This window comes from Paracoccus sp. KR1-242, from assembly GCF_049446195.1.
GTDB classification, from domain to species: Bacteria; Pseudomonadota; Alphaproteobacteria; order Rhodobacterales; family Rhodobacteraceae; genus Paracoccus; species Paracoccus broussonetiae.
The window spans coordinates 222,098-242,953 of record NZ_JBMSED010000009.1; the positions used below are offsets into that span (position 1 = coordinate 222,098).

The 20,856-nt window shown below is 65.6% G+C and carries 18 protein-coding genes, 2 pseudogenes and 1 riboswitch; of the genes and pseudogenes, 10 read left to right on the forward strand and 10 right to left on the reverse strand.

The genetic code is table 11. From position 1 onward, the window contains the following. Window positions 1-62 precede the first annotated feature (62 nt). On the reverse strand, window positions 63-803 hold the full coding sequence (kduD, locus tag ACO2Q4_RS15110) for a 2-dehydro-3-deoxy-D-gluconate 5-dehydrogenase KduD (protein ID WP_423320286.1): 741 nt from the start codon (window positions 801-803) through the stop codon (window positions 63-65). Continuing rightward, on the reverse strand, window positions 800-1,624 hold the full coding sequence (gene kduI, locus ACO2Q4_RS15115; protein ID WP_311760713.1) for a 5-dehydro-4-deoxy-D-glucuronate isomerase: 825 nt from the start codon (window positions 1,622-1,624) through the stop codon (window positions 800-802). The genes kduD and kduI overlap by 4 nt, the downstream gene beginning before the upstream one ends. 141 nt (window positions 1,625-1,765) lie before the next feature. On the opposite strand from kduI, the gene ACO2Q4_RS15120 reads away from it, so the two are divergent. After that, entirely contained in the window at window positions 1,766-2,578 is an 813-nt protein-coding gene (locus tag ACO2Q4_RS15120) for an NAD-dependent epimerase/dehydratase family protein (RefSeq protein WP_423320289.1), read from the forward strand. An 80-nt stretch (window positions 2,579-2,658) separates the two neighbouring features. Continuing rightward, the gene (locus ACO2Q4_RS15125; protein WP_423320291.1) at window positions 2,659-3,390 is read left to right on the forward strand and encodes a FadR/GntR family transcriptional regulator; all 732 of its coding nucleotides are present in this window, start codon (window positions 2,659-2,661) and stop codon (window positions 3,388-3,390) included. 24 nt (window positions 3,391-3,414) lie between these two features. Here the strand turns inward: ACO2Q4_RS15125 and ACO2Q4_RS15130 are convergent, their stop codons facing one another. Further along, a complete protein-coding gene (locus ACO2Q4_RS15130; RefSeq protein WP_423320292.1) occupies window positions 3,415-4,113 on the reverse strand; it encodes an energy-coupling factor ABC transporter permease in 699 nt (232 codons plus the stop codon). Window positions 4,114-4,146: 33 nt separating this feature from the next. Beyond that, window positions 4,147-4,341: riboswitch (cobalamin riboswitch) on the reverse strand. Between the two features lie 166 nt (window positions 4,342-4,507). Here ACO2Q4_RS15130 and ACO2Q4_RS15135 point away from each other — a divergent pair. From ACO2Q4_RS15135 to ACO2Q4_RS15150, 4 genes are read left to right on the forward strand one after another with little or no spacing between them, the layout of a single operon-like run. Then, window positions 4,508-5,452, forward strand: a complete 945-nt coding sequence (locus tag ACO2Q4_RS15135) for a zinc-dependent alcohol dehydrogenase (RefSeq protein WP_423320294.1) — start codon at window positions 4,508-4,510, stop codon at window positions 5,450-5,452. Between the two features lie 16 nt (window positions 5,453-5,468). After that, window positions 5,469-5,864 (forward strand): 6-pyruvoyl trahydropterin synthase family protein, encoded by a 396-nt coding sequence (locus ACO2Q4_RS15140; protein ID WP_395135092.1) that lies wholly within the window; start codon window positions 5,469-5,471, stop codon window positions 5,862-5,864. A gap of 1 nt (window position 5,865) precedes the next feature. Then, complete coding sequence (locus ACO2Q4_RS15145) at window positions 5,866-6,633, forward strand: class I SAM-dependent methyltransferase (protein ID WP_423320297.1); 768 nt, start codon at window positions 5,866-5,868, stop codon at window positions 6,631-6,633. 16 nt (window positions 6,634-6,649) lie between these two features. Then, window positions 6,650-7,483, forward strand: a complete 834-nt coding sequence (locus ACO2Q4_RS15150; protein WP_423320299.1) for a RibD family protein — start codon at window positions 6,650-6,652, stop codon at window positions 7,481-7,483. A gap of 158 nt (window positions 7,484-7,641) precedes the next feature. Here the strand turns inward: ACO2Q4_RS15150 and ACO2Q4_RS15155 are convergent, their stop codons facing one another. The 7 genes from ACO2Q4_RS15155 to ACO2Q4_RS15185 form a co-directional block, all read right to left on the reverse strand. After that, complete coding sequence (locus tag ACO2Q4_RS15155; protein ID WP_423320301.1) at window positions 7,642-8,922, reverse strand: MFS transporter; 1,281 nt, start codon at window positions 8,920-8,922, stop codon at window positions 7,642-7,644. Window positions 8,923-9,296: 374 nt separating this feature from the next. After that, on the reverse strand, window positions 9,297-10,121 hold the full coding sequence (locus ACO2Q4_RS15160; RefSeq protein WP_423320303.1) for an alpha/beta fold hydrolase: 825 nt from the start codon (window positions 10,119-10,121) through the stop codon (window positions 9,297-9,299). Window positions 10,122-10,251: 130 nt separating this feature from the next. Beyond that, complete coding sequence (locus tag ACO2Q4_RS15165) at window positions 10,252-11,163, reverse strand: helix-turn-helix transcriptional regulator (protein WP_423320305.1); 912 nt, start codon at window positions 11,161-11,163, stop codon at window positions 10,252-10,254. Window positions 11,164-11,478: 315 nt separating this feature from the next. Beyond that, on the reverse strand, window positions 11,479-14,727 hold the full coding sequence (locus tag ACO2Q4_RS15170) for an error-prone DNA polymerase (RefSeq protein WP_423320306.1): 3,249 nt from the start codon (window positions 14,725-14,727) through the stop codon (window positions 11,479-11,481). Continuing rightward, complete coding sequence (locus ACO2Q4_RS15175) at window positions 14,724-16,133, reverse strand: Y-family DNA polymerase (protein WP_423320308.1); 1,410 nt, start codon at window positions 16,131-16,133, stop codon at window positions 14,724-14,726. The genes ACO2Q4_RS15170 and ACO2Q4_RS15175 overlap by 4 nt, the downstream gene beginning before the upstream one ends. Continuing rightward, window positions 16,060-16,596, reverse strand: a complete 537-nt coding sequence (locus ACO2Q4_RS15180; protein WP_311760700.1) for a hypothetical protein — start codon at window positions 16,594-16,596, stop codon at window positions 16,060-16,062. Before ACO2Q4_RS15180 ends, ACO2Q4_RS15175 begins: the two co-directional genes overlap by 74 nt. Window positions 16,597-16,739: 143 nt before the next feature. Continuing rightward, window positions 16,740-17,321, reverse strand: coding sequence for a GNAT family N-acetyltransferase (locus ACO2Q4_RS15185; RefSeq protein ID WP_423320310.1), 582 nt, complete (start codon window positions 17,319-17,321; stop codon window positions 16,740-16,742). 172 nt (window positions 17,322-17,493) lie between these two features. On the opposite strand from ACO2Q4_RS15185, the gene ACO2Q4_RS15190 reads away from it, so the two are divergent. The 4 genes and pseudogenes from ACO2Q4_RS15190 to ACO2Q4_RS15205 all read left to right on the forward strand — a co-directional run. Further along, a complete protein-coding gene (locus tag ACO2Q4_RS15190) occupies window positions 17,494-17,847 on the forward strand; it encodes a cupin domain-containing protein (RefSeq protein WP_395135083.1) in 354 nt (117 codons plus the stop codon). 68 nt (window positions 17,848-17,915) lie between these two features. Further along, window positions 17,916-19,583: an amidohydrolase gene (locus ACO2Q4_RS15195; protein WP_423320313.1), complete on the forward strand. Its 1,668-nt coding sequence runs from the start codon at window positions 17,916-17,918 to the stop codon at window positions 19,581-19,583. A 254-nt stretch (window positions 19,584-19,837) separates the two neighbouring features. Beyond that, window positions 19,838-20,024 (forward strand): annotated as a pseudogene (locus tag ACO2Q4_RS15200) (integrase core domain-containing protein); the annotation flags it as partial. 395 nt (window positions 20,025-20,419) lie between these two features. Then, a pseudogene (locus tag ACO2Q4_RS15205) lies at window positions 20,420-20,856 on the forward strand (recombinase family protein); the annotation flags it as partial.

Consider the following 20,856-nt stretch of genomic DNA (forward strand, 5'->3'; position numbering starts at 1 on the left):
CGGACGATTACACGAGTCGTCCGGCCTGTGTCAACAACTTATCATACAACTTGTGTGATGACCTATCGAGCGAGCCAGCCGCCGTCGACATTCAGCACCGCGCCATGAACATATGCGGCGGCGGGAGAGCACAGATAGACCGCGGTACCGGCGATATCCTCGGGATGACCCCAGCGCCCGGCCGGGATGCGCTCGAGGATCGAGCGGCTGCGATCGGGATCGTTGCGCAGCGCCTCGGTATTGTTGGTCTCGATATAGCCCGGCGCGATCGCGTTGACGTTGACGCCCTTGGCGGCCCATTCATTCGCCATCAGCTTCGTCAGCCCCGCGACACCATGCTTGCTGGCGGTATACGACGGCACGCGAATGCCGCCTTGGAAGCTCAGCAGCGAGGCGATGTTGACAATGCTGCCCGGCTTGCCCTGCCCGATCAGCTCTTTGGCAAAGGCCTGACAGGTAAAGAAGACCGCCTTGAGGTTGACGTCCATCACGTCGTCCCAATCGGCCTCGCCGAACTCGACCGCATCGGCGCGACGGATGATCCCGGCATTGTTGATCAGGACATCGTAGCCCTGCCCCGCGAAGATGTCCTTCGCGGCCAGCGGATCGGCAAAATCGATCAGCAACTCGCTGCCCTTGCCCCCTGCCGCAGCGATCTGCGACAGGGTTTCTTCGGTGCTGCGACGCGCGGCACAGACAACCTCGGCCCCGGCCTGCGCCAGACCCACGGCAATCGCCTGGCCCAGCCCGGTATTGGCACCGGTCACCAGCGCCTTGCGACCTTCCAGCGAGAACGGATTCAACGCAGATCCTCCGGCTGGATGAAGTCCATGTCGGTGTAATCGACGTTGTCTCCCGCCATCGCCCAGATGAAGGTATAAGAGCCGATGCCCGCGCCCGAGTGGATCGACCAGGGCGGAGAAATCGCACCTTCTTCATTGCCGATGAACAGGTGACGCGTTTCCTGCGGCTCGCCCATCAGATGCAGGACACGCGATTGCGGCTCCATGCCGAAATACAGATAGGCTTCCATCCGGCGGTCGTGGATGTGGCTGGGAATGGTGTTCCATACAGAACCATCCTCAAGCCGGGTATAGCCCAGCACAAGCTGGCAGCTTTCCATGACCAGCGGGTGGATGAACTGGTTGATCGTGCGCTTGTTCGAGGTCTCGCTTGCCCCCAGCTTCACCTGCTTGCTGTCGGCAAGGCGGACCAGCTTGTTGGGATAGGTGTGATGCGCAGGGCAGGATGTGATATAGAACCGCCCCTGCCCCGAGAACGTCACCGCGCCCGCGCCCATGCCCAGGTAAAGCACGTCGCCACGTTCCAGCGTCCAGCTTTCGCCGCCCGCGGCAACCGTGCCCGTATCGCCAACGTTGACGATGCCCATTTCGCGACGGTCAAGGAAGTTGGGCGTCTTGGTCTCGTCCACCTGATCCAGCACGAGGCTGCCGCCCGCGGGCACCGCTGCCCCCATCACGAAGCGGTCGTAATGGGTATAGATCAGCCGGATCTCGCCATCGCGGAACATGTCCGACGCCAGGAAATGGCGGCGCAGGGCATTGGTATCCATGCCCTTGGCCTGTTCGGGATGGACAGCGTGACGGGTCTCGACGGTCAGCATCGAATCCTCCTGTAGGAGTTACATCATATAGGTTGACACTTGTTGTATTATATGTTGACTGCGTCAAGGTCCATCGGTCGATGAGAAGCGGCATCCCGCCCCCACCGCCGCGGGACCAGGGACACCAGGCAGGGGGCCTACATGGTCAAGCGACTTCTCATCACCGGCGCAGCGGGCACCTTGGGCCGCGCGCTGACACCGCAATTGCGTGAATTCGCGGAAGTCCTGCGGCTGTCGGACATTACCCCCGTCCCTGACACCCTGCCCGGCGACGAAGTCGTGCAATGCGACCTTGGCGATGCTGCCGCAGTCGATGCACTGGTCAAGGATTGCGACGCGATCCTGCATCTGGGTGGGATCTCGGTCGAGACGCCCTTTGCCCCGATCCTTCAGGCCAACATCATCGGGCTTTACAACCTTTACGAAGCTGCCCGCGCGCATGGTCAGCCGCGCATCCTGTTCGCCAGCTCGAACCACACCATCGGCTTCTATCCGCAGACGGAGCGGCTGACCGCGGATGTCCCCTTCCGACCGGACGGGCTTTACGGCGTCTCCAAGGTCTTCGGAGAGGCGATCGCCCGCATGTATTTCGAGAAGTTCGGCCAGGAAACCGCGCTGGTCAGGATCGGATCCTGCACGGCCGAGCCTGAAAACCACCGAATGCTGGCCAGCTGGTTCTCGCGCGGGGATTTCCTGTCGCTGATCCGCGCGGTCTTTACCGTGCCAAACCTCGGGTGCCCGGTGATCTGGGGCGCCTCCGCCAATGACGCAAGCTGGTGGGACAACAGCCACCTGGACTGGCTGGGCTGGACCCCCAAGGACAATGCCGAGGAATACCGCGCCCGCATCGACGCCAGCACGCCACGCCCGCCGGCCGATGCACCGCTGATGAAATACCAGGGCGGCGTCTTCACGCAGTTCCCGATCTACAAGGAAGACGAACCGCGCGGCTGACCCGGCCCCTCGGGGCTTCAATCGGGGGCGGCGGGGGATTATCCGGTGCCAGACATGGTGGACAAGGAATGGGCCCAAGGATGAAAACCGAAGACGGCGTCACGCCCCCCGGCGCAACGCTGGTGGTCACGGTGCGCGACGAATTGCGCCGCCAGATCCAGTCGGGCGTTTACAAGGCGGGCGACCGCCTGCCTTCGGAATCCCGGCTGACGCAGGATTTCGGCGTCAGCCGCACGGTCATCCGTGAAGCCGTCGCCGCCCTGCGGGCCGATGGCATTGTCGAGCCGAAGCAGGGCGCGGGCGTCTTTGTCCTGGCCGCGGCGGAAACCACGCCCCAGTTCCGCGACATCGATACCGACCGCGTCTCGTCGATCATCGAGATCCTGGAACTGCGCACCGCACTGGAAGGCGACGCGGCCGCTCTTGCCGCGCAGCGCCGCTCTCCCGCGCAAGAGGAAGACATCATCGAGGCGTTTCAGCGCCTGACCACGCTTGCCCGCGAAGACAAGCCTACCGCCGATGCCGATTTCGCCTTTCACCTGGCGATCGCACAGGCGGCCAACAATCCCCGATTCAGCGAGATGCTCAGCCTGATCGGCATCGCCATAATCCCGCGCCGGATGCTGCACCGCGATGGCGACATCTCGACCCCGCCGGATTACACGCGCGTGTTGGAGCAGGAACACGGTGCGATCCTGTCGGCCATCCAGAATGCCGACCCGGACGAGGCACGCCGCGCCATGCGGACCCATCTGAAGAACAGCCAGACCCGATACCGCGAACAGCTTCGGCTGGCGCGTGGGCAGGGCTGAACCGCCCCGCCCTTTGCCCGTCGATCAGGCGGGATGGTGCAGCCTTGGGGTGACGAACAGCGCAGGGCCCGCGCCCCGTGCGATCCCTGCTGGCCCTTTCAGCGCCTTGGCGACAGCCAGCACAGCAAGATCGGCCAGCGGCTCGACCACGACCACCAGCATATAGGCCGCGCCAAAGCTGGCGATCGCCGCCAGGTTCCCGGCCCCCGCCCCTGCGCCATAGACGGCCCAGAAGGCGACCCACAGCACGACACCCCCCTGATAGGCAGTGGATAGCGCCAGGGCCTGCCGATACTTCAGATCGACATAGGCCGTTCCCGGCGCGACGATGCGCGCGGCCAGCGCCCGCACCGCGAACAGCGGGAACATCAGCGTTGTCACGTTCATCCCGTATTGCGGCAAGTCGAAGGGAGCGAAGAACATCCCCTGGATCAGCAGCCCCAGCGCCAGCCCGATGGCTGCGGGCGCCGCGCCGAACAGCAGGAAGATCGTCGATCCAAGGATCAGGTGCACCTCGGACACTCCGACCGGGTGATGCGGCAGCACCTCGAAAAAGACGAAGACGGCGGCGGTGGCCAGCGTTGAGCGCAGCGCAAGTGAGGCTGCCCCCTCGGCCCGCAGCGATGCGGCGGCCAGTTTCAGCGTATAGGCCCCAGCCGCTGCGGCTGTGGCGTAGCTCAGGATGATCTTGGCCCCTGAGACGAGGCCCGGTTCGATATGCATGGTCGTTTCTCCTTACCGTCATCCCCGACGGCGGTTGCGATGTGGCGCGAGGTCGGTCTCCTGACTCGCGGGTCGCAGCCTTGCCTCGCCTTCCCATGACCGCAGGTCACAGTGGCAGTTCAGGTTCGGCTCGCCGCTCACAGTCGCGGGGGCGGTTGGATTCGGGATATCCCGTCCTGTTCCCATGTCGTCCGCATTGCGGTCGACACCTCGTGCCCGGCCAACATTCCGGCATGATTTGGCCGGGTCAACCGCAAACCGGATGCCCTGCCCGATTCGGGGGAACAAATCGGGCCAAACCGACGTTTGATGGGGCCAATCTCCATTCCGGTCCGGATGACATGTCCCCTTCCCGCCGCTTCTTCCCGCCTTTCGCATCGCAGGTCCCGCGGGGATGACGGCCTTGGCCCTATGGTGGAGCGCGCCGGGTGAAGCCCGGATCCAGCCCGCCGCCTTGGGCCACGGCGTTCTTGTCGAGACCGCTTTTTCCGGCATCAGTCGTGGGACCGAGCGGCTGATCTCTCAGGGTCGGGTGCCCCCCGACGAGGCCTGGCGGATGCGCGCGCCATTTCAGGAAGGCGATTTCCCCTTTCCAGTGAAATACGGCTATGCCGCCGTCGGGCAAGCGACCGAGGGCGCCATGGCGGGGCGTTCTGTGTTCGCGCTTTTTCCCCATCAGGACCGGTTTCGTCTGCCCGAAGCGCAGCTTCTTCCCCTGCCGGATGCCGTGCCGCCGGGCCGCGCAGTGCTGGCGGCGAACATGGAAACCGCACTGAACGTATTGTGGGACAGCGGGGCTGCGGCGGGGGACAGGATTGCAATTTTCGGCGCAGGCCTTGTCGGGCTGTTGATCGGCGCACTCGCCACCCGGCTCCCGGGGGCAGAGGTCGTGATGATCGACCCCCTGCCCGCACGGCGTCCCTTGGCCGAGGCTCTGGGCTGCACCTTTTGCGCACCCAGCAATGCGCCTCAGGACCAGGATGTCGCGATCAACTGCAGCGCCTCGGCCGAAGGACTGGTGGGGGCGCTGGCCGTGGCGGGCATGGATGCCACCGTGGTCGAGGCAAGTTGGCACGGCGACCGGCCGGTTGCCCTGCCGCTGGGCGCGACATTCCACAGCCGTCGGCTGCGCCTTGTCAGCTCGCAGGTCGGCGGCCTGCCCCCGGCCCGCGCCCCGCGCTGGAGCCACGGGCGTCGGTTGGCCAAGGCCATCTCGCTGCTGGACGATCCCCGGCTTGACCTGCTGATTTCGGGCGAGACCCCTTTTCGGCAGATGCCGCAGGCCTTTCCGGCCATCCTCGCCGATCCCGACACGCTTTGCCATCGCATCCGGTACTGACCGGGAAAGGAGCCGCATGTTCGCCGTCGAAGTCCGCGACCACATCATGATCGCCCATTCGCTGCCTCACCCGGCCTTCGGTCCGGCGCAGGCAATGCATGGAGCGACCTATACCGTCGACGTGGCCTTCTGCGCCGAGACGTTGGACGAAACCGGGGTCGTGGTCGATATCGGTCTTGCCAGTCAGGCGCTGGCCGGGGCGCTGGCCACGCTGCGCTACAAGAACCTTGACGAAGTGCCGGAATTTCAGGGGAAATTCACCACGACCGAGTTCCTATGCCAGATCGTCTTCGACCGGATAGCGACCTCTGTCCGGGCCGGAGAGCTGGGTGACCAGGGTCGCATCGCGCGCCTGCGGGTGACGCTGCAGGAAAGCCATCTCGCCTCGGCCTGGTATGAGGGTGCGATCTGACATGGCATTTCCCGCGACATGGCTTGACCTGCGCGAACCGGCCGACCGGCAGGCCCGCGACGGCGCGCTGCTGCGAAAGGCCGCCACTGCCGCCGGGCCATGCCCGCTGATCGTGGATCTGGGCTGCGGCACAGGGGCGACGATGCGCGCCATGTCGGGGCTTTTGCCGGGCGGCGCGCACTGGCGCATGGTGGACAGCGACCCCGACCTGCTTGCCCGAATTCCGGCCGGTGACGGCATCACCCTGCATCCGGGCGATCTGGGCGATCAGGCCCGCCTGCCGCTGGACGGCGCGACTATGGTGACGGCCTCGGCCCTGCTTGATCTTTGCCCGGCGGATTGGATCGCGGACCTGGCCGGGGAACTGGCGACGCGCTCGCTGCCCTTTTATGCCGCGCTGACCTTTGACGGCGCGATGGAGTGGCGCCCGGAACTGCCCGGGGACGCTGTCGTCACCGCCGCCTTCAACCGCCATCAGCAGGGTGACAAGGGGCTTGGCGCCGCCTCTGGACCCGAGGCTGCGGCACATGCGGTGGAACTGTTCGATGCGTCGGGCTTTGTGGTCCACAGCGCGCCCAGCGCCTGGCAGCTTGGCCCGGACCAGAGGGAATTGCAGGTCGAACTGCTGCAAGGCATTGCGACCGCCGCGGCCGAGGCCGGTTGCGAGGCAACCGAAACCTGGCTTCAATCGCGGATTGCGGCCATCGCCAAGGGTGCATGCCGGGTCGGCCATACCGACATGCTGGCCCTGCCGCCCCGCGCGGCATGACTGAAAAGGGGGGAACATGATGCAGCGCATCGAGGTCACGCCGCGGATCTGGCAACGGATCCTGAACCTTCGCTCGGCGCGAGGCAAAGAGGCACTGAACGGCCATCTGTCCGCGGAAGAGGAAGCGGCCTTGCAGTTGTACGGACCCCTTGCGCGCCGCGATGCCGGCCCGCTGACGCTGGCTCAGATCGGGCAATCGCTGGATGGTCGCATCGCCACCCCCTCGGGTGACGCGCGCGACGTGTCGGGACCGGACGGACTTTCGCATCTGCACAGGTTGCGGGCGCTGGTCGACGGGGTGGTGATCGGCGTCCGGACCGCGCTGCATGACGATCCCCGCCTGACCGTGCGCCATTGCGAAGGTGGCGACCCCGCCCGCATCGTCATCGACCCACAGGGCCGCCTGCCGGACGAGGCCATGCCGCTGCGTGGGGACGGGATCCGCCGCATCATCGTGCAGGGCGTCGACCGTCCCCGGCCCCGAGGGATCGAGGTGATCCGGCTGACGCCCAGCGGGGGCTGGATTTCTCCGGCCGCGATCATGACCGCCTTGCGGCGCGCCGGGCTTGGTACGCTGCTGGTCGAGGGCGGGGGGCGCACCATCGCCGGTTTCCTTGAAGCCGGGCTGATCGACCGGCTGCTGGTGACTGTCGCGCCGGTCATCATTGGGGCCGGTCCGCAGGGGCTGACTACGCGCGACCCGATCCAGACGCTTGCGCAGGCGATGCGGCCGGAAACGCGTGTCTATTCGCTTGGCAGCGACATTCTTTTCGATTGCAATCTGGGAAGGTCGCTGGGTCGAGAAAAGGCCGTGCCCCCGGCCCGACAGGACGCGGCGCTGCAGTCCTGAAGCGGCCCTGTCCTTCATCGGGACATCCCAGCCACGATAGGGTTCACCTGACAGGCCGAAACGCCTCGATCTGGTCCGGGTCGATTTCATAGGTCGGCGTGACCGTGACCCGACCACGGTCGCCGCTTTCGCCCAGCGCACGTCAGGCCCGGTAGCGGTCAGCCCATAGGCGGGATCAGGTCGCGCCCTTCGCCCTGGCCCAGCCGTGCGCACCGGGTCAGCGGGATCGCCATTACCGCGCCCCCGGCGGCCAGAACCAGCGCCAGCCGTGCCGAGGTCAATGAGGCGACCTGTCCCCAAAAGGTCGCGCCCGCCGCCATGCTGCCGTAAAAAACCATCAGCGCGACCGACAGGCCGCGCGCCCGGACCCAGTTCGCCAGTGCCATCTGGGCCGAGACATTCAGGCTGGTCAGCACCGTAATCCAGCCGAAGCCCGCCAGCAGTGCCGCTACAATCGCGGGCACGCTGCCCCAGGCCAGACCCATCAGAAGCATCGCGGTCGCGGCGACAATCGTGCCGCCCTCAGTCAGGCGGTTGATGCCGACCTTTTCGCGGATATACGGCAGCAGCAGCGCGCCAATCACCGCGCCCGCTCCGACCGCGCCCAGAAGCAGCCCGTAAAGGCTGGCGCTCCCGCCCGGCAGGCTGCGCGCGATCAGCGGCAGCAACGCCCAGTAAGCGCTGGCGAAGCTGAAGAAGCCAAAGGCCCGCAACAGGGTCGCCTTCAGCGCATCGTTATGCGCGGCATGGCGCAATCCGGTCAGGATCGATTCCGCGAAAGGCTCGGCCGGCAGGTGGTGCGGCGGCGCAGGCGCGGGCCGCCACATCATGAGCGCCGCGACGATCGCCATCGTGCCGATCGCGCTGGCGATAAACGGAGATGCCAGCCCGATCGAGGAGATCAGCACCCCCGCCACAATCGGTCCGACGGCGCGGCCGATTTTGACCCCCAGAGAATTCAGCGCAATGGCCGGTGACAGATGCTCGCGCGGGACCAGCATGGGCACCAGGGCCTGCATGGCCGGGGCCATGAAGGCCGTACCGGTCCCCAGGGCAAAGGCGAAGGCCAGCAGCAGGCGTGCCGACATCAGCCCGGTCGCTGTCACGATCGCCAGCGCGGTCACGACCAGCAGCACCATCAGGTTCACCCCGATCAGGTAGCGGCGCTTGTCGACGCGGTCGGCCAAGGCCCCCGCCAGCAGGACGAACAGGAAGACGGGCGCCGTCGTCGCCGCCTGCACCAGCGCGATTTTGGATGGTGAATGGCTCAGCTCGGTCATCAGCCAGCCCGCACCGACATCGTTCATCCATGTCCCGATGTTCGAAATCAGCGTAACCGTCCACAGAAGTGAGAAGGCCGGATAGCGAAACGGGCTCCAGGCCGAGGGGCGCGCGGGATCGGGTGAATGCGCGCGCCGGGTCTGGTCGGGGATCTGCATGGCAAGCCTTTCTGCTGGACCGCGAAACAGGCAATCACAGGCATGGCCTGACCTGTCAGCGGCGGCAAGCGCGACGGTGCGTGACCTCGGCCGCGATCGTGGTCTCAGCAGATGCGCCGGCGGATCCCATGCGGGGTTGCCCGCCGGCTGGCGGATGGTCCGGCCGCCCTGATCGGAAGCCGCGTGCAATCGACAGCTCGGCAGATCGGCGTGGCATCCCGCGCCGAGCCGTCCTGTATGCCCGCTTGGATCCGCGTATGAACCGGCCTGCCTTCGCCCCTGCCCCAGCGTCGAACAAGGGATCGGAGCTGGGGGACGCGCAAGCAGAGGCTACCGCTTGCGGTCAGCGTTCTTGCCCTGCCGCGATCTGCGGTTCAGAGGGCGTTGATGAAGGCCAGAACGTCGTGGTTGAACTGTTCGGGGTCAGTCTCGGCCAAGCCGTGCGGTTTGCCGGGATAGACCTTCAGCGTGCCATTGGGCACCAGGTTCACGGCCTTTTTCGCCGCCGCCCCGATCGGCACGATCTGGTCGTCATCGCCGTGGATGAACAGCACCGGCACGTCGATCTTCTTCAGGTCTTCGGTGTAATCGACTTCCGAGAACTCATGGATGCAGTCGTACAGCCCCTTCAGGCCGCCCATCATCCCCTGCAGCCAGAAGGAATCGCGCAGACCGGTGCCGACCGTCACGCCGTCGCGGTTGAAGCCGTAGAAGGGAAGCGCCAGATCCTTGAAGAATTGCGAGCGGTTCGCGGCCACCCCGGCGCGGATACTGTCGAAGACATCGACAGGCAAGCCGTCGGGATTGGCGGTGGTCTTCAGCATCAGCGGCGGCACGGCGCCAACCAGCACGGCAGCTGAAACCCGCGACGTTCCGTGACGACCCAGATAATGCGCGACCTCGCCCCCGCCGGTGGAATGACCGATCAGGATCGCGTCCTTCAGGTCCAGCGACTCGATCAGGTCGGCAAGGTCATCCGCATAGCGGTCCATGTTGTTGCCGTCCCAGGTCTGCTGCGAGCGGCCGTGGCTGCGGCGATCATGGGCAATGACGCGAAAGCCCCTTTCGCCGAAGAACAGCATCTGCGTTTCCCAGGCATCGGCGGTCAGCGGCCAACCATGGGAAAACAGGATCGGGCGACCCTCGCCGAAGCTCTTGTAAAAGATCTGGATGCCGTCGGATGTGGTGACAAAACTCATTTCGCCATGCTCCATGTTCGTCATTGGATCCGGGGAACCCGGACGTGCGGATATGTTAGCGTCGACAGTCGCGGGCAATCTTGCAGGGAAATGCGCGGGCTTTCACGTTCGTCCGCACGCCTTCGTTGCGTCAGCGGGCGCGTTCGCGCCAGCGGCCGGGAGAGGCCCCCTCGATCCGCCCGAATACGCGGGTGAAATGGCTCTGGTCCGAAAAGCCGCAGGTCAGCGCGATTTCGACCAGCGACAGGTCGGTCGTGGCGAGCAAGCGGCGGGCATGATCGATCCGCTGGTTCAACACCCATTGATAGGGCGTGACCCCGGTGGAATCGCGAAAGGCGCGGAAGAAGCCGTGGCGGGACAGGTTCAGCGCCTCGGCGATGTTGCCGATCGAGGGGCGCTCTCCATCGTCGGACATCAGCATGTCCTTGGCCCGCCGAATGGCAAGGGGTGGCAGCGGGCACGCCTCGGGTCCCGCCGTCCCGGTCGGGGCCGAGCGATGCTGGTGCAGCAGATGCGCGCCGATCGCCATCGCCATCTGTTCGACGAAAAGCGGGTCGAACTCTCCCGGCTGGGCCAGGGCGGGCAGCAGGGCCTGCGCAAGATGGCGCAGGATCTGGTCACGCTTGCCCTGCACGCGCGTCAGGTCGCGGCCCCTGCCCCGGTCGGTGATTTGCTCGGCATTGTCCAGGAATCCGGTCGAAAGCTCGATCAGGAAGAAATCGAAGCTGCCATCCAGTTCGGCGGCATAATCCTCGTCGAAATCGCGGATATAGATGTCGCCCCGGTCGAAAATCCGGTCCTGGCGGCGTCGGGCCTCTCCTCCGCGGCGATGATGCCCGTCAACCAGCGAGACGCCGACCAGCAGCCCGCGATCCTGCGCCGGGGTCGCCACCCGGCTGCGATAGGTGCCGGCCGCGGATTTGCGGCGAAAGGTCAACCCCTCGGTGCACAGCACATGGTCCGCCGACAGGCTGGCTGTCGAGCAGCCCAGGGAATCCATTGCGGTGGCGCGCTGCGGCACCGTTTGAACCATTGTGTCCATCGACTTTCCTTTTGCTGACGAGCTTTCAGCGCAACACGGAAAACAGCCATTCACACCACTGGATGATCGTGTCGCCCTGGACCCGCCGTTGTCCGGCAGGGGTCGCTGTCATGGCTTGCCCTCATCCCGCCAGCCCGGAACCGCAGCCTGTCGCGGCAATATCGCGACCCACGGCGGCCCCTTGGACCTTTGGCCGGATCCTAGCATCACGGCGCGCTGTTAACCTTCAGTTTCCTGATTATCTTGAAAAAATGATCACGTCCCCATGACGATCGTCGCCCTTTTGCCCAGTCCTTGTGCAAAGTTCGGCGACGTCTAATGAAAATCGCGGCTGGGGAACAGGCGTGCGGTCTGGTGGCGGGGATGAGTCGCGGCCGGCAGGCGGGTCTGGTCGCCGCCACCCCCACCAAAGCTGACCTCGCCCCGACCAAGGGCGGTCAGCAGGTCCGAGACATCCTGGACCCATTCGGCGATGATGTGGATGACTTGGCCTTCACGCTCGATCCGGCCGGTGATGCGCAGAAGCCGACCCGCGATGATCTCGCGCCGGAAGCGTTCATAGGTCCGTTTCCAGACCACGACATTGGCGCAGCCGGTCTCATCCTCAAGCGTCAGGAAGATTACTCCCGAAGCCGTGCCGGGGCGCTGGCGGGTGATGACCAGCCCCGCCACCGTGACCCGGCCCGTATCCAGCCGGTCATGCGCCGTCACGCCGGGCATGTGGGGACGCAAAAGCTGCATGGGGTGGGCGCGCAGCGACAGGCGGGTGGACAGGTAGTCCTCGATCATCTCTTCTCCCACGCCCATGCGAGGCAAAATGACGGCCGGTTCCTTGCCCCCCTCGCCATCGGCGCCGAAAAGCGGCAGCGGGGTCGAACGCAGCGCCTTGGCCTGCCAAAGCGCCTCGCGCCGGGTCATCGACAGGCAGGCGAAGGCATCGGCCTCAGCCAGCCGCTCCAGCGTCTCGGCGGGAACGCCGGCCCGCCGCCACAGGCTTTCGACATCGGGATAGCCATTGCCGCGCGCCAGACCGATCCAAAGCCCATGCTCTTCGCGGATGCCCTTGATCTGACGGAACCCCAGCCGCAGGGCCAGCGCGCCGTCGTCCCGCCGCTCCAGCGTGCAATCCCATTCGGAGTGATTGACCGAGACGCCCCGCACCTCGACCCCGTGATCGCGCGCATCGCGCACAAGCTGGGCGGGGGCGTAAAACCCCATCGGCTGGCTGTTCAGCAGCGCGCAGGTGAACGCTGCCTGATAATGACATTTCAGCCAGGCCGAGACAAAGACCAGCCGCGCAAAGCTGGCCGCGTGGCTTTGCGGAAAACCATAAGAGCTGAACCCCTCGATCTGGGCAAAGCAGCGCTCGGCGAATTCGGGATCGTGATTGCGGGCGATCATCCCGCCAATGAACCTGTCCTTGAGCTGCCCGATGGTGCCCATCTTCTTGAAGGTGGCCAGCGCGCGCCGCATCTGGTCCGCCTCCGAGGCCGAGAACCCCGCCCCGACCATGGCGATCTGCATGGCCTGTTCCTGAAACAGCGGAACGCCATAGGTCTTTTCCAGGATCGGCTGCAGCGCCCCCATGTCGGGCACGGCCTCTTTCCCCTGCTTGCGCTGAATGAAGGGATGGACCATCCCGCCCTGGATCGGGCCGGGGCGCACGATGGCAACCTCGCAGACCAGATCATAGATGTTCTTGGGCTGCATCCGGGGCAGGAAGTTCATCTGCGCCCGGCTTTCCACCTGAAACACCCCCACCGCATCGGCCCGCGACAGCATCTCGTAGGTGGGGGTATCCCTTGGCGGCATCGACAGGTCGGCATCGACGCCTTCATGGTCCTTGAGCAGCCGGAACGCCTTGCGGATGCAGGTCAGCATGCCCAAGCCCAGCACATCGACCTTGAGGATGTTCAGTGCGTCGATGTCGTCCTTGTCCCATTCGATGACGGTGCGATCCTCCATCGCGGCATTCTCGATCGGGCAAAGCTCATCCAGGCGTCCCTGCGTGATGACGAAGCCGCCGACATGCTGGCTGAGATGGCGGGGAAAGCTGATGAGCTGCTCGATCAGCGCCAGCGTCAGCCGCACGCGACGGTCCGCCAGCGACAGTCCCGCATTCCGCACGCGGTCGTTATCCGGTGCTTCCGAGGACCAGCCCCAGATCTGGCCCGAAAGCCGCGCGATCACGTCCTGCGACAGCCCCATGACCTTGCCCACCTCGCGGATGGCGGCGCGCGAACGGAAATGGATCACCGTCGCCGTCAGCCCTGCGCGGTGGCGACCGTATTTTTCATAGATATGCTGGATCACCTCTTCACGCCGTTCATGTTCGAAATCGACATCGATATCGGGCGGCTCCTCCCGTTCCCTCGAGATGAACCGCTCGAAGATCAGGTCGATATCCTCGGGGGCGACCTCGGTGATGTGAAGGGCATAGCAGATCAGCGAATTCGCCGCCGAACCCCGCCCCTGGCACAGGATGCCCTGGCTGCGGGCAAAGGTCACGATATCGGCGACGGTCAGGAAATAGGGGGCGTATTCCACCTCGGCCACAAGAGCCAGCTCGGTTTGAAGCCGCGCCACGATCTCGGGCCTGGGACCGGCGGGATAGCGGCGGGCAAGACCTTCGGTCGCCAGCCGCTCCAGCCGCGTCTGCGCGGGTTCATCGGCAGCTTCGTGGGGATATTCGTATTTCAGTTCCTGCAGGTCGAACCTGCAGCGATCGGCGATCTCGACCGTCCGGGCAATCGCATCGGGATACCGCTGAAACAGGTGGGCCATCTCTTCGGCAGATTTCAGGCGACGCTCGGCATTGGGCAGGCGGTTCCGGCCAAGCCTGTCGATGGTCACGCCCAGACGCATGCACGTCAGCACATCGGCCAGCGGGCGGCGGAAGGCGCGGTGCATCAGCACGTCCCCGACCGCCACCATCGGGATGCCCGCAGCGGTGGCAACCCCGGCAAGCCGATCAAGCCTTTCCTGGTCCCGCCCGTCATAGCGCGGCGCCGCGCCAAGATAGACGTTCCCCGGAAAAGCCTGCACGACCTGGGGCGCGGGATCCGTCAGGGCGATCAATATCATGTCCCTACCCCAATCCAGCAGATCGTCCCCGGTCAGATGGCATTGACCCTTTTGCGCCCGCCGCTTGCCCGCCGACAGCATCCGCGACAGCCGTCCCCATGCCGCCTTGTCGGTGGGCAGGGCTAGCCATTCGGCCCCATCCTCAAGCACAAGGCGGCTACCCACGATCAGCTTTGGCAGATGTTCGAAGATCGGTGGCGGGGTTTCTGCGGAGGAAGGGTTCAGCGGCTGGCGGCTGGAATGGTCCATGATCTGGCGCGAGCGGATGACCACACCCTTGTCCGGCACCGCCTGGTCACGCACCCGCGCCAGTTCCCGCAAGGCCTTCCACGCCCGCACCACCCCCGCGACCGAGTTGCGGTCGGTGACGGCCACGGCCTCAAGCCCCAGTTCGGCCGCGCGCACCACCAGTTCCTCGGGATGCGACGCGCCCGTCAGGAAGGTGAAATTCGTCATCAGGCACAGTTCCGCATATCTCATGCGAATTGCCCCTGCACATACCAGGCCGGGGCCTGCGGCGTGTGAAACAGCCACAGGCGCGGCCCCTGACGCGTCTGCACCCTCCAGTAATCGCGCAGGCCCGAGGCCCAGGCGGGATCCTCCTCCCACCAGTCGGGGGCGATGCGTTGGGGACCGGTGGCGCGATAGGATTCGAATTTCTCCCCCCGCCATTGGAAGCTGTCGGGCGGTGCGCCCCCCACCCTTTCGGGGGGAAAGATCACCGCTGGCAGACCCGGAGGTAGCGGGCCCGGCTTTGCCTCAGTCGCGGGGACAAGGCGAAAGCTGCGTTCGGGAAGCAGGCTGTCTGTCGGTTCGATCCGCAGGATGTTGTGAAATCCCAACCGGTTCCCAAGGCGCGTGATCAGATCGGCCATCGCATCCTCCTGGGTCGGGCTGCTGCCCATCTGCGCGGGGGCCAGCGGCTCGGCCAGCGTGGCGACAAGGCGCAGGGCATCGATGCCGAACCCGGCATCCACCGTCTCTAGCTTCGGGGCGAAAAGGCGCGCGATGCGGTCGGGATCGCGCAGGGGCTGGGCCAGGCCGATCTCGACAGGAATGGTGGCGCGGTCCACCCGCCGCAATTCCAGCCGCAGACGACGCGCGCCCATCTGGTGGCGCGACAGGGTAGCGCAAAGGCGGTCCAGCAGACGCGTCAGCCCCGCCATCACGTCGGCATGCAGCCCGATCGGGTCGGGCAAAGCCATGCGCACGGCAAATCGAGGTGTCGCCGCCGGGGCCGCGACCGGCTCGGGCTGGCGACCCAGAAGCTGGTCCAGCCGCAAAGCCAGTTCCGGGCCGAACCGCTGGATCAGGGGGGCGCGCGGCAGCGCCAGCAAGTCGCCCACGCGCTTCAGCCCAAGACGCCCCAGCCCCTCGGCCATTATCGGTTCGATCCGCAGGGCCGCAACCGGCAGGTCGGGAATGGTGCCGCCATGCCGCGCCAGCGCATGGGCCGCGCCGCGCGTCCCGGCAATGGCGCTGCGGCTGGTAAAGCCCGCCCGGTCCAGCCGCCTATGCAGGTCCAGCCGCAGCGCCTCTTCGCCGCCGAACAGATGCGCCGCGCCGGTGATATCCGCGATCAATCCGTCCGGCCCGTCCACCGCCACATGCGGCGCATAGCGCACGGCCCAGCGGCGCAGAATCTCCTGCACCTTGGCGATCCCCTCGGCCGGGCGGGTCACCAGTTGAGGGCAGATCGCACGGGCATCGGCCAGCGCCATCCCGCGATGCAGGCCGGCCCGCTCGGCAGCAAGGTTCAAGCATTGCACGTGATCGGCATTCCCCGATCTTTGGATCAGGGCGAACGCGCCCTCAACCGGGCTGGCCCGCAAGGCCGCTTCGCTGGCCAGTCGCGGAAACCATATGGAAAGCAGCCGACGTGCCATCCCAATCCAAGGTCCAGCTTCCCGTTGTTCCCTTTTTGTTCTTTATAAGATCCCAGCGATGCAGAGTCGAGTCTCCCGCCAGGGGCCTGCAATCCCAGCGCGTTTCCGTGGCCGGACTGCCGGCCTCCGGGCGGATCAGAAGCAGCCCGGTCGAGCCGCCTGCCTCTGCCCCCAGTTGCAGGCGTCGGCCGGCCATCAGGCTCAGGCGCTGGTCCGGCTGGGCGATGACCAAGGCGCGCGGCATGCTGCGCAGCGCCTCTTCGGCCGCCCAAAGGATATCGGTGCCTTCGGCATGGATGACCGTCATCCCCGGAAACAGTGGCATTTCGGATTGCCGCTTGGCACGCACCCAGACCGCATGGGGACGCCGCTGCGCTTGCCAGATCGCAAAGATCACGCGCCCACTGCCCTGTGCCTCATGCACACGGGAAGGAAGAAGGGCAAAGGGCAACGCATGCAGCATGCCCAGATCATAGGGCAACGCGCAAACGAGAACAATTGCGGAACATTCGCCATCGAAATCGCCTCGCCGCCTTGTCAAAGCGGCAGGTCGCAGCCGGGATCTGCCGACTTCTGTCGGATCATCCTTTTCCCCGGCCCGCCCGATCAGCTGATGCCAAGGGGTTTCGTGAACAGGATCCATTCGCTGGCATCGACATCCCAGTCGCCCTTGACGACCGGACGACGGGCAACCTCGCGATAGCCCTTCGCAGTATAAAGGCGCAGCGCATCCTGATGCGTGTCTTCGGCGATCAGGCTGATGGTGTCATGACCGGCGGCGGCTGCGACCGCTTCTGCATGTGCCAGCAAAGCGCTGCCCAATCCCTTGCCACGAAAGGCTTCATAGGTTGCCAGGACGTTCAGATACCACGACCCCGGTGCCAGCGCCTCAAGCTCTAGCAGTGGGACAAAGATCGGCGGCGTGTCCGGCTCGATCGGACCGGGCTCCTCCTCGGCGGCATAGCCCAGCAGGCAGGCGCCGACCGCGCCATCGATCTCGGCCAGCCAGGCGTTGTGATAGGAGAAATTTCCGATCTCGCGCGCCGCGCGCTCCTGCCCGAACGCCCAGGGGTCGCCGTCCGGACCAACCGTCTTTCGCCAGAAATGCAGCGGCAAGTCATCCGCCGCCATGTTGATGAAACGCACCAGATGCGCGGCATCCGATGACCTTGCCTTGCGGATGTCCATGCTGGATCCCCGTCCCTGCCTGCGCCCTTCGCGCAATCCACTCATTGACGATTTGATGCCCGCTCGCCAGCCCCTTCGGCAATCGCGCCCCACTCCGATCGTCTGGCTTGCGCATGACGCGGGGGCCGCCTACCAAATGCCTTGACCCAGGACGCGCCTTGCGAGGACAGATATGAGCGATACGGTTTTCCGCTTCCCCGAACCGGGCCCCGAGCCCATCACCACCGACCTAGAGGGTTGGACCAAGGTCGAGGGCAACCCGACCATGCGCTACTGGGTGCAGCACACCTCGCTGGATGGCAGCATGATCTCAGGTACCTGGGAAGCGACGACCGGCACCTGGCACGCAACCTACCAGTTCTATGAATTCGTCCACCTGATCGAGGGCCGCATCACCATCACCCCCGAGGGTGGCGAGCCGGTCACCCTGAACCCCGGCGACGCCTTCGTGGTCGAGCCGAGTTTCAAGGGCACCTGGACCATCGAAGAGCCAGTGCGCAAGCACTTCGCCATCAAGTTGAAATAGGCCGGGCGACAGCCGCGCCGATCCGTCCGCGCCCCGAAAGGGGCTGACGCCCTTTCGGGATACGCCCCATGAGCACCGCCGACCTGATCCTGACGAATGCCCGCGTCCTGACCATGGACCCGGACCATCCCCGCGCCGAGGCGGTGGCGATTGCCGGGGACCGCATCCTTGCGGTGGGCAGCGCAGCACAGATCTGGACGCTGGCCGGACCGGCGACAAAGGTCATCGATGCGGCCGGGCAAACGCTGCTGCCCGGCTTTTTCGAAGGCCATGTGCATGTGGGTCTGGGCGGCGCGGACCTGACGCATCTGCATATCGGGCACCTTCATGGGGCCGAGGCGGTCGGCAAAGCCTTCCGCAGCTTTGCCGCCGCGAACCCCGGCATGCCCCTGCTTATGGCGCAAGAGGCGCATTACGGCATCCTCGACAAGCCCGCGACACGCCACGATCTTGACGCGATGATCGCTGACCGCCCCATCGCGATGATGTCGCCAGATCTGCATACCGTCTGGGCCAACACCGCCGCGCTGCGGGCTGCCGGGCTGCTCAACGGCGCCGAGATGCCGCATGGCCATGAGGTCGTCATGGGCGATGACGGCCTCGCCACCGGCGAGTTGCGCGAGTTCGAAGCCTTCGGCCCGCTGATCGCCCATGCGGGCGAAGGGCGCATCAACCTTGGCATTGCCACGGGCGAGGAACCCCACCCTCGGCCGACCGGGGCCGAACGCGCCGCCGACAAGGCGCTGCTGCTGAAGGGGATGATGCATTGCGCCGCGCATGGCGTGACCAGTCTCGTCAACATGGACGGCAACCGCTACACGCTCGAACTGCTGGCCGAGATGCGGGCCGAGGGCAACCTGCCCCTGCGAGTGAAGGTGCCGTTCCATTTCAAGCCGCATATGGGGCTGGACGCGCTGGACCGCGCCTCGGCCATGGCGGCGGAGTTCGACGATGACTGGATCAGCTCCGGCTTCGTAAAGATGTTCATGGACGGGGTGATCGACAGCAGAACGGCCTATCTGCTGCAAGACTATCCCGACCAGCCCGGCCATCGGTCAGAGCCGCTGTTTCCGCCGGAACGCTTCGACGAGATCGCCACAGAGATCGACCGGCGCGGCCTTCAGATTGCGGTCCATGCCATCGGCGACGGTGCGGTACGGACGGTGATCGACGGCTATCAGGCGGCCCGCGCTGCCAACGGCGCGCGCGACAGCCGCCACCGCATCGAACATATCGAGCTGATCGACCCCGCCGATGTCCCCCGACTGGGCGCGCTAGGTATCACCGCCAGCCTGCAACCGCCTCACGCACCCGGAGCGATGGATTTCCCGCTGCAACCGACGCTTTCGCGGATCGGGGCAGAGCGCTGGGGGGATGCCTATCTGTGCCGCAGCTTGGCCGAGGCAGGCGCACACATCGCCTTTTCCAGTGATTGGCCAGTGGCGGACGTCTCGGTGCTGCGCGGAATCGCGGCAGCGCTGACGCGCAAACCCTATGACGGCGCGGGCGACGAGCGGCTCTCGCTGATGCAGGTGCTGCAGGCCTATACCGCGGGCGGCGCCTGGGCGGCCCATCGTGACCAGGTTACGGGAACCCTGCGCCGCGGACTTGCCGCTGATCTCGTGCTGCTGGGCGGGAACATCGAAGCCACGGACCCGCGCGAGATCCCGGCACTGGGCGTGAGCCTGACAATCTGCGGCGGCCGCATCATCCACGACATCGGAATGTTGGCCTGAAGGCGCGTCGCAGCCATTCATCGCACCTTCGATAAAGCGCGTCGGCCTGGACCCTGCCCTTTTCCATTCTCGCCCTCCTGTTTTCCGGTTTTGGATATCGGGAGGATCGCTGGCATAGTTCAAGGGCGGCTGGCATCACCGCGCGGCTGCTGGTTTGACGAACTGTCCCGCGTTTCGGCCGGACATCCTCGATCTGATGCTCGAAGCCGTCGAGCGGGGGCTCTCGGCTCTACGCACGCCATCGGTCATCTGTCAGCCCGCAAAGTAATGGCATATCCGAGGCGTTCCGCAAAACCCTGAAGCGCGACTACGTCCAGTGACGCCGCTACCGGATGCCGAGACTGTCCTTGGATTGAACGGCATTGGATCAAGGATTGCAGCGTCAACCACCCACACTCAGGGCTGAAGATCCGCTCGCCCCCCGAGTTCATCGCAGCTTAAACCGCAACCGCTGCGGGCCGATCCGCTCGATGTCCATCAGGAATACGAGAAGCACCTCCGGGATATGCAAGCGACCTATGGCGAGGCCAAGCTGGAGCTGCGCGCCCGGAAAAAGCTGGCGGATGGCATCATAGTATCGCGGGTAAGGTTCTGCGCCTGGTTCGGCGTGCCGCGGGGGACGCCGGACGGTGGCGTTTCTACTGGGCTTCAACAAGAACACGGTGCAACGGATATTCCCGCTGACGAACTGGCAGGTGCGCAAGCGGCCCATCGGCCTGCGCCCTCGCGAGCGATGGTCCGCCGACCTCTACCGGGTCTAGGCCGCCAACCATGTCGATGACCACGCCATCAAGGAAAAGGAGCGGGCCAAGGTCATCCGGGAACAGGACCTGCTGGTGAACGCGATCCTGGCCGGGACACCGGCCGATCGGATCCGGGACCGCATGGCAAAGCTCGAGGCCCGGCAGAAGCAGCTTGAGGCAGAGGTTCCGGGGGCGGCCAAAGGGGGTCCGCCCCCTACCCTGCTGCACCCGCGCATCGCGGAGACCTATCATGTCCAGGTGTCTAAGGTCATTGAGGCCTTGCAGGACGCGGATCACGAGGGGGACGCGAAGGACACGATCCGGGCGCTGATCGAACAGATCACGGTGACGCCGGAGCCTGGCTCCGGCAAACGCCCCCTGCCGCGGATCGACCTGCGTGGGCCGCGTTGCGGGGATTCTGTCCTTGAGCCTGAATGCGGACTGGTGTCCGGACAGCAGAACGCCTCCTGCGAACAGGAGGTTGTGGAGAGTGTAGGAGATTTGGTTGCGGGAGCAGGATTTGAACCTGC

Excerpts from the sequence above, each read along its gene's own strand:
- kduI (WP_311760713.1), bottom strand. The coding sequence starts at position 1,624 with ATGCTGACCGTCGAGACCCGTCACGCTGTCCATCCCGAACAGGCCAAG.
- ACO2Q4_RS15120 (WP_423320289.1), top strand. The coding sequence starts at position 1,766 with ATGGTCAAGCGACTTCTCATCACCGGCGCAGCGGGCACCTTGGGCCGC.
- ACO2Q4_RS15125 (WP_423320291.1), top strand. The coding sequence starts at position 2,659 with ATGAAAACCGAAGACGGCGTCACGCCCCCCGGCGCAACGCTGGTGGTC.
- ACO2Q4_RS15130 (WP_423320292.1), bottom strand. The coding sequence starts at position 4,113 with ATGCATATCGAACCGGGCCTCGTCTCAGGGGCCAAGATCATCCTGAGC.
- ACO2Q4_RS15135 (WP_423320294.1), top strand. The coding sequence starts at position 4,508 with ATGACGGCCTTGGCCCTATGGTGGAGCGCGCCGGGTGAAGCCCGGATC.
- ACO2Q4_RS15140 (WP_395135092.1), top strand. The coding sequence starts at position 5,469 with ATGTTCGCCGTCGAAGTCCGCGACCACATCATGATCGCCCATTCGCTG.
- ACO2Q4_RS15145 (WP_423320297.1), top strand. The coding sequence starts at position 5,866 with ATGGCATTTCCCGCGACATGGCTTGACCTGCGCGAACCGGCCGACCGG.
- ACO2Q4_RS15150 (WP_423320299.1), top strand. The coding sequence starts at position 6,650 with ATGATGCAGCGCATCGAGGTCACGCCGCGGATCTGGCAACGGATCCTG.
- ACO2Q4_RS15155 (WP_423320301.1), bottom strand. The coding sequence starts at position 8,922 with ATGCAGATCCCCGACCAGACCCGGCGCGCGCATTCACCCGATCCCGCG.
- ACO2Q4_RS15160 (WP_423320303.1), bottom strand. The coding sequence starts at position 10,121 with ATGAGTTTTGTCACCACATCCGACGGCATCCAGATCTTTTACAAGAGC.
- ACO2Q4_RS15165 (WP_423320305.1), bottom strand. The coding sequence starts at position 11,163 with ATGGACACAATGGTTCAAACGGTGCCGCAGCGCGCCACCGCAATGGAT.
- ACO2Q4_RS15170 (WP_423320306.1), bottom strand. The coding sequence starts at position 14,727 with ATGAGATATGCGGAACTGTGCCTGATGACGAATTTCACCTTCCTGACG.
- ACO2Q4_RS15175 (WP_423320308.1), bottom strand. The coding sequence starts at position 16,133 with ATGGCACGTCGGCTGCTTTCCATATGGTTTCCGCGACTGGCCAGCGAA.
- ACO2Q4_RS15180 (WP_311760700.1), bottom strand. The coding sequence starts at position 16,596 with ATGCTGCATGCGTTGCCCTTTGCCCTTCTTCCTTCCCGTGTGCATGAG.
- ACO2Q4_RS15185 (WP_423320310.1), bottom strand. The coding sequence starts at position 17,321 with ATGGACATCCGCAAGGCAAGGTCATCGGATGCCGCGCATCTGGTGCGT.
- ACO2Q4_RS15190 (WP_395135083.1), top strand. The coding sequence starts at position 17,494 with ATGAGCGATACGGTTTTCCGCTTCCCCGAACCGGGCCCCGAGCCCATC.
- ACO2Q4_RS15195 (WP_423320313.1), top strand. The coding sequence starts at position 17,916 with ATGAGCACCGCCGACCTGATCCTGACGAATGCCCGCGTCCTGACCATG.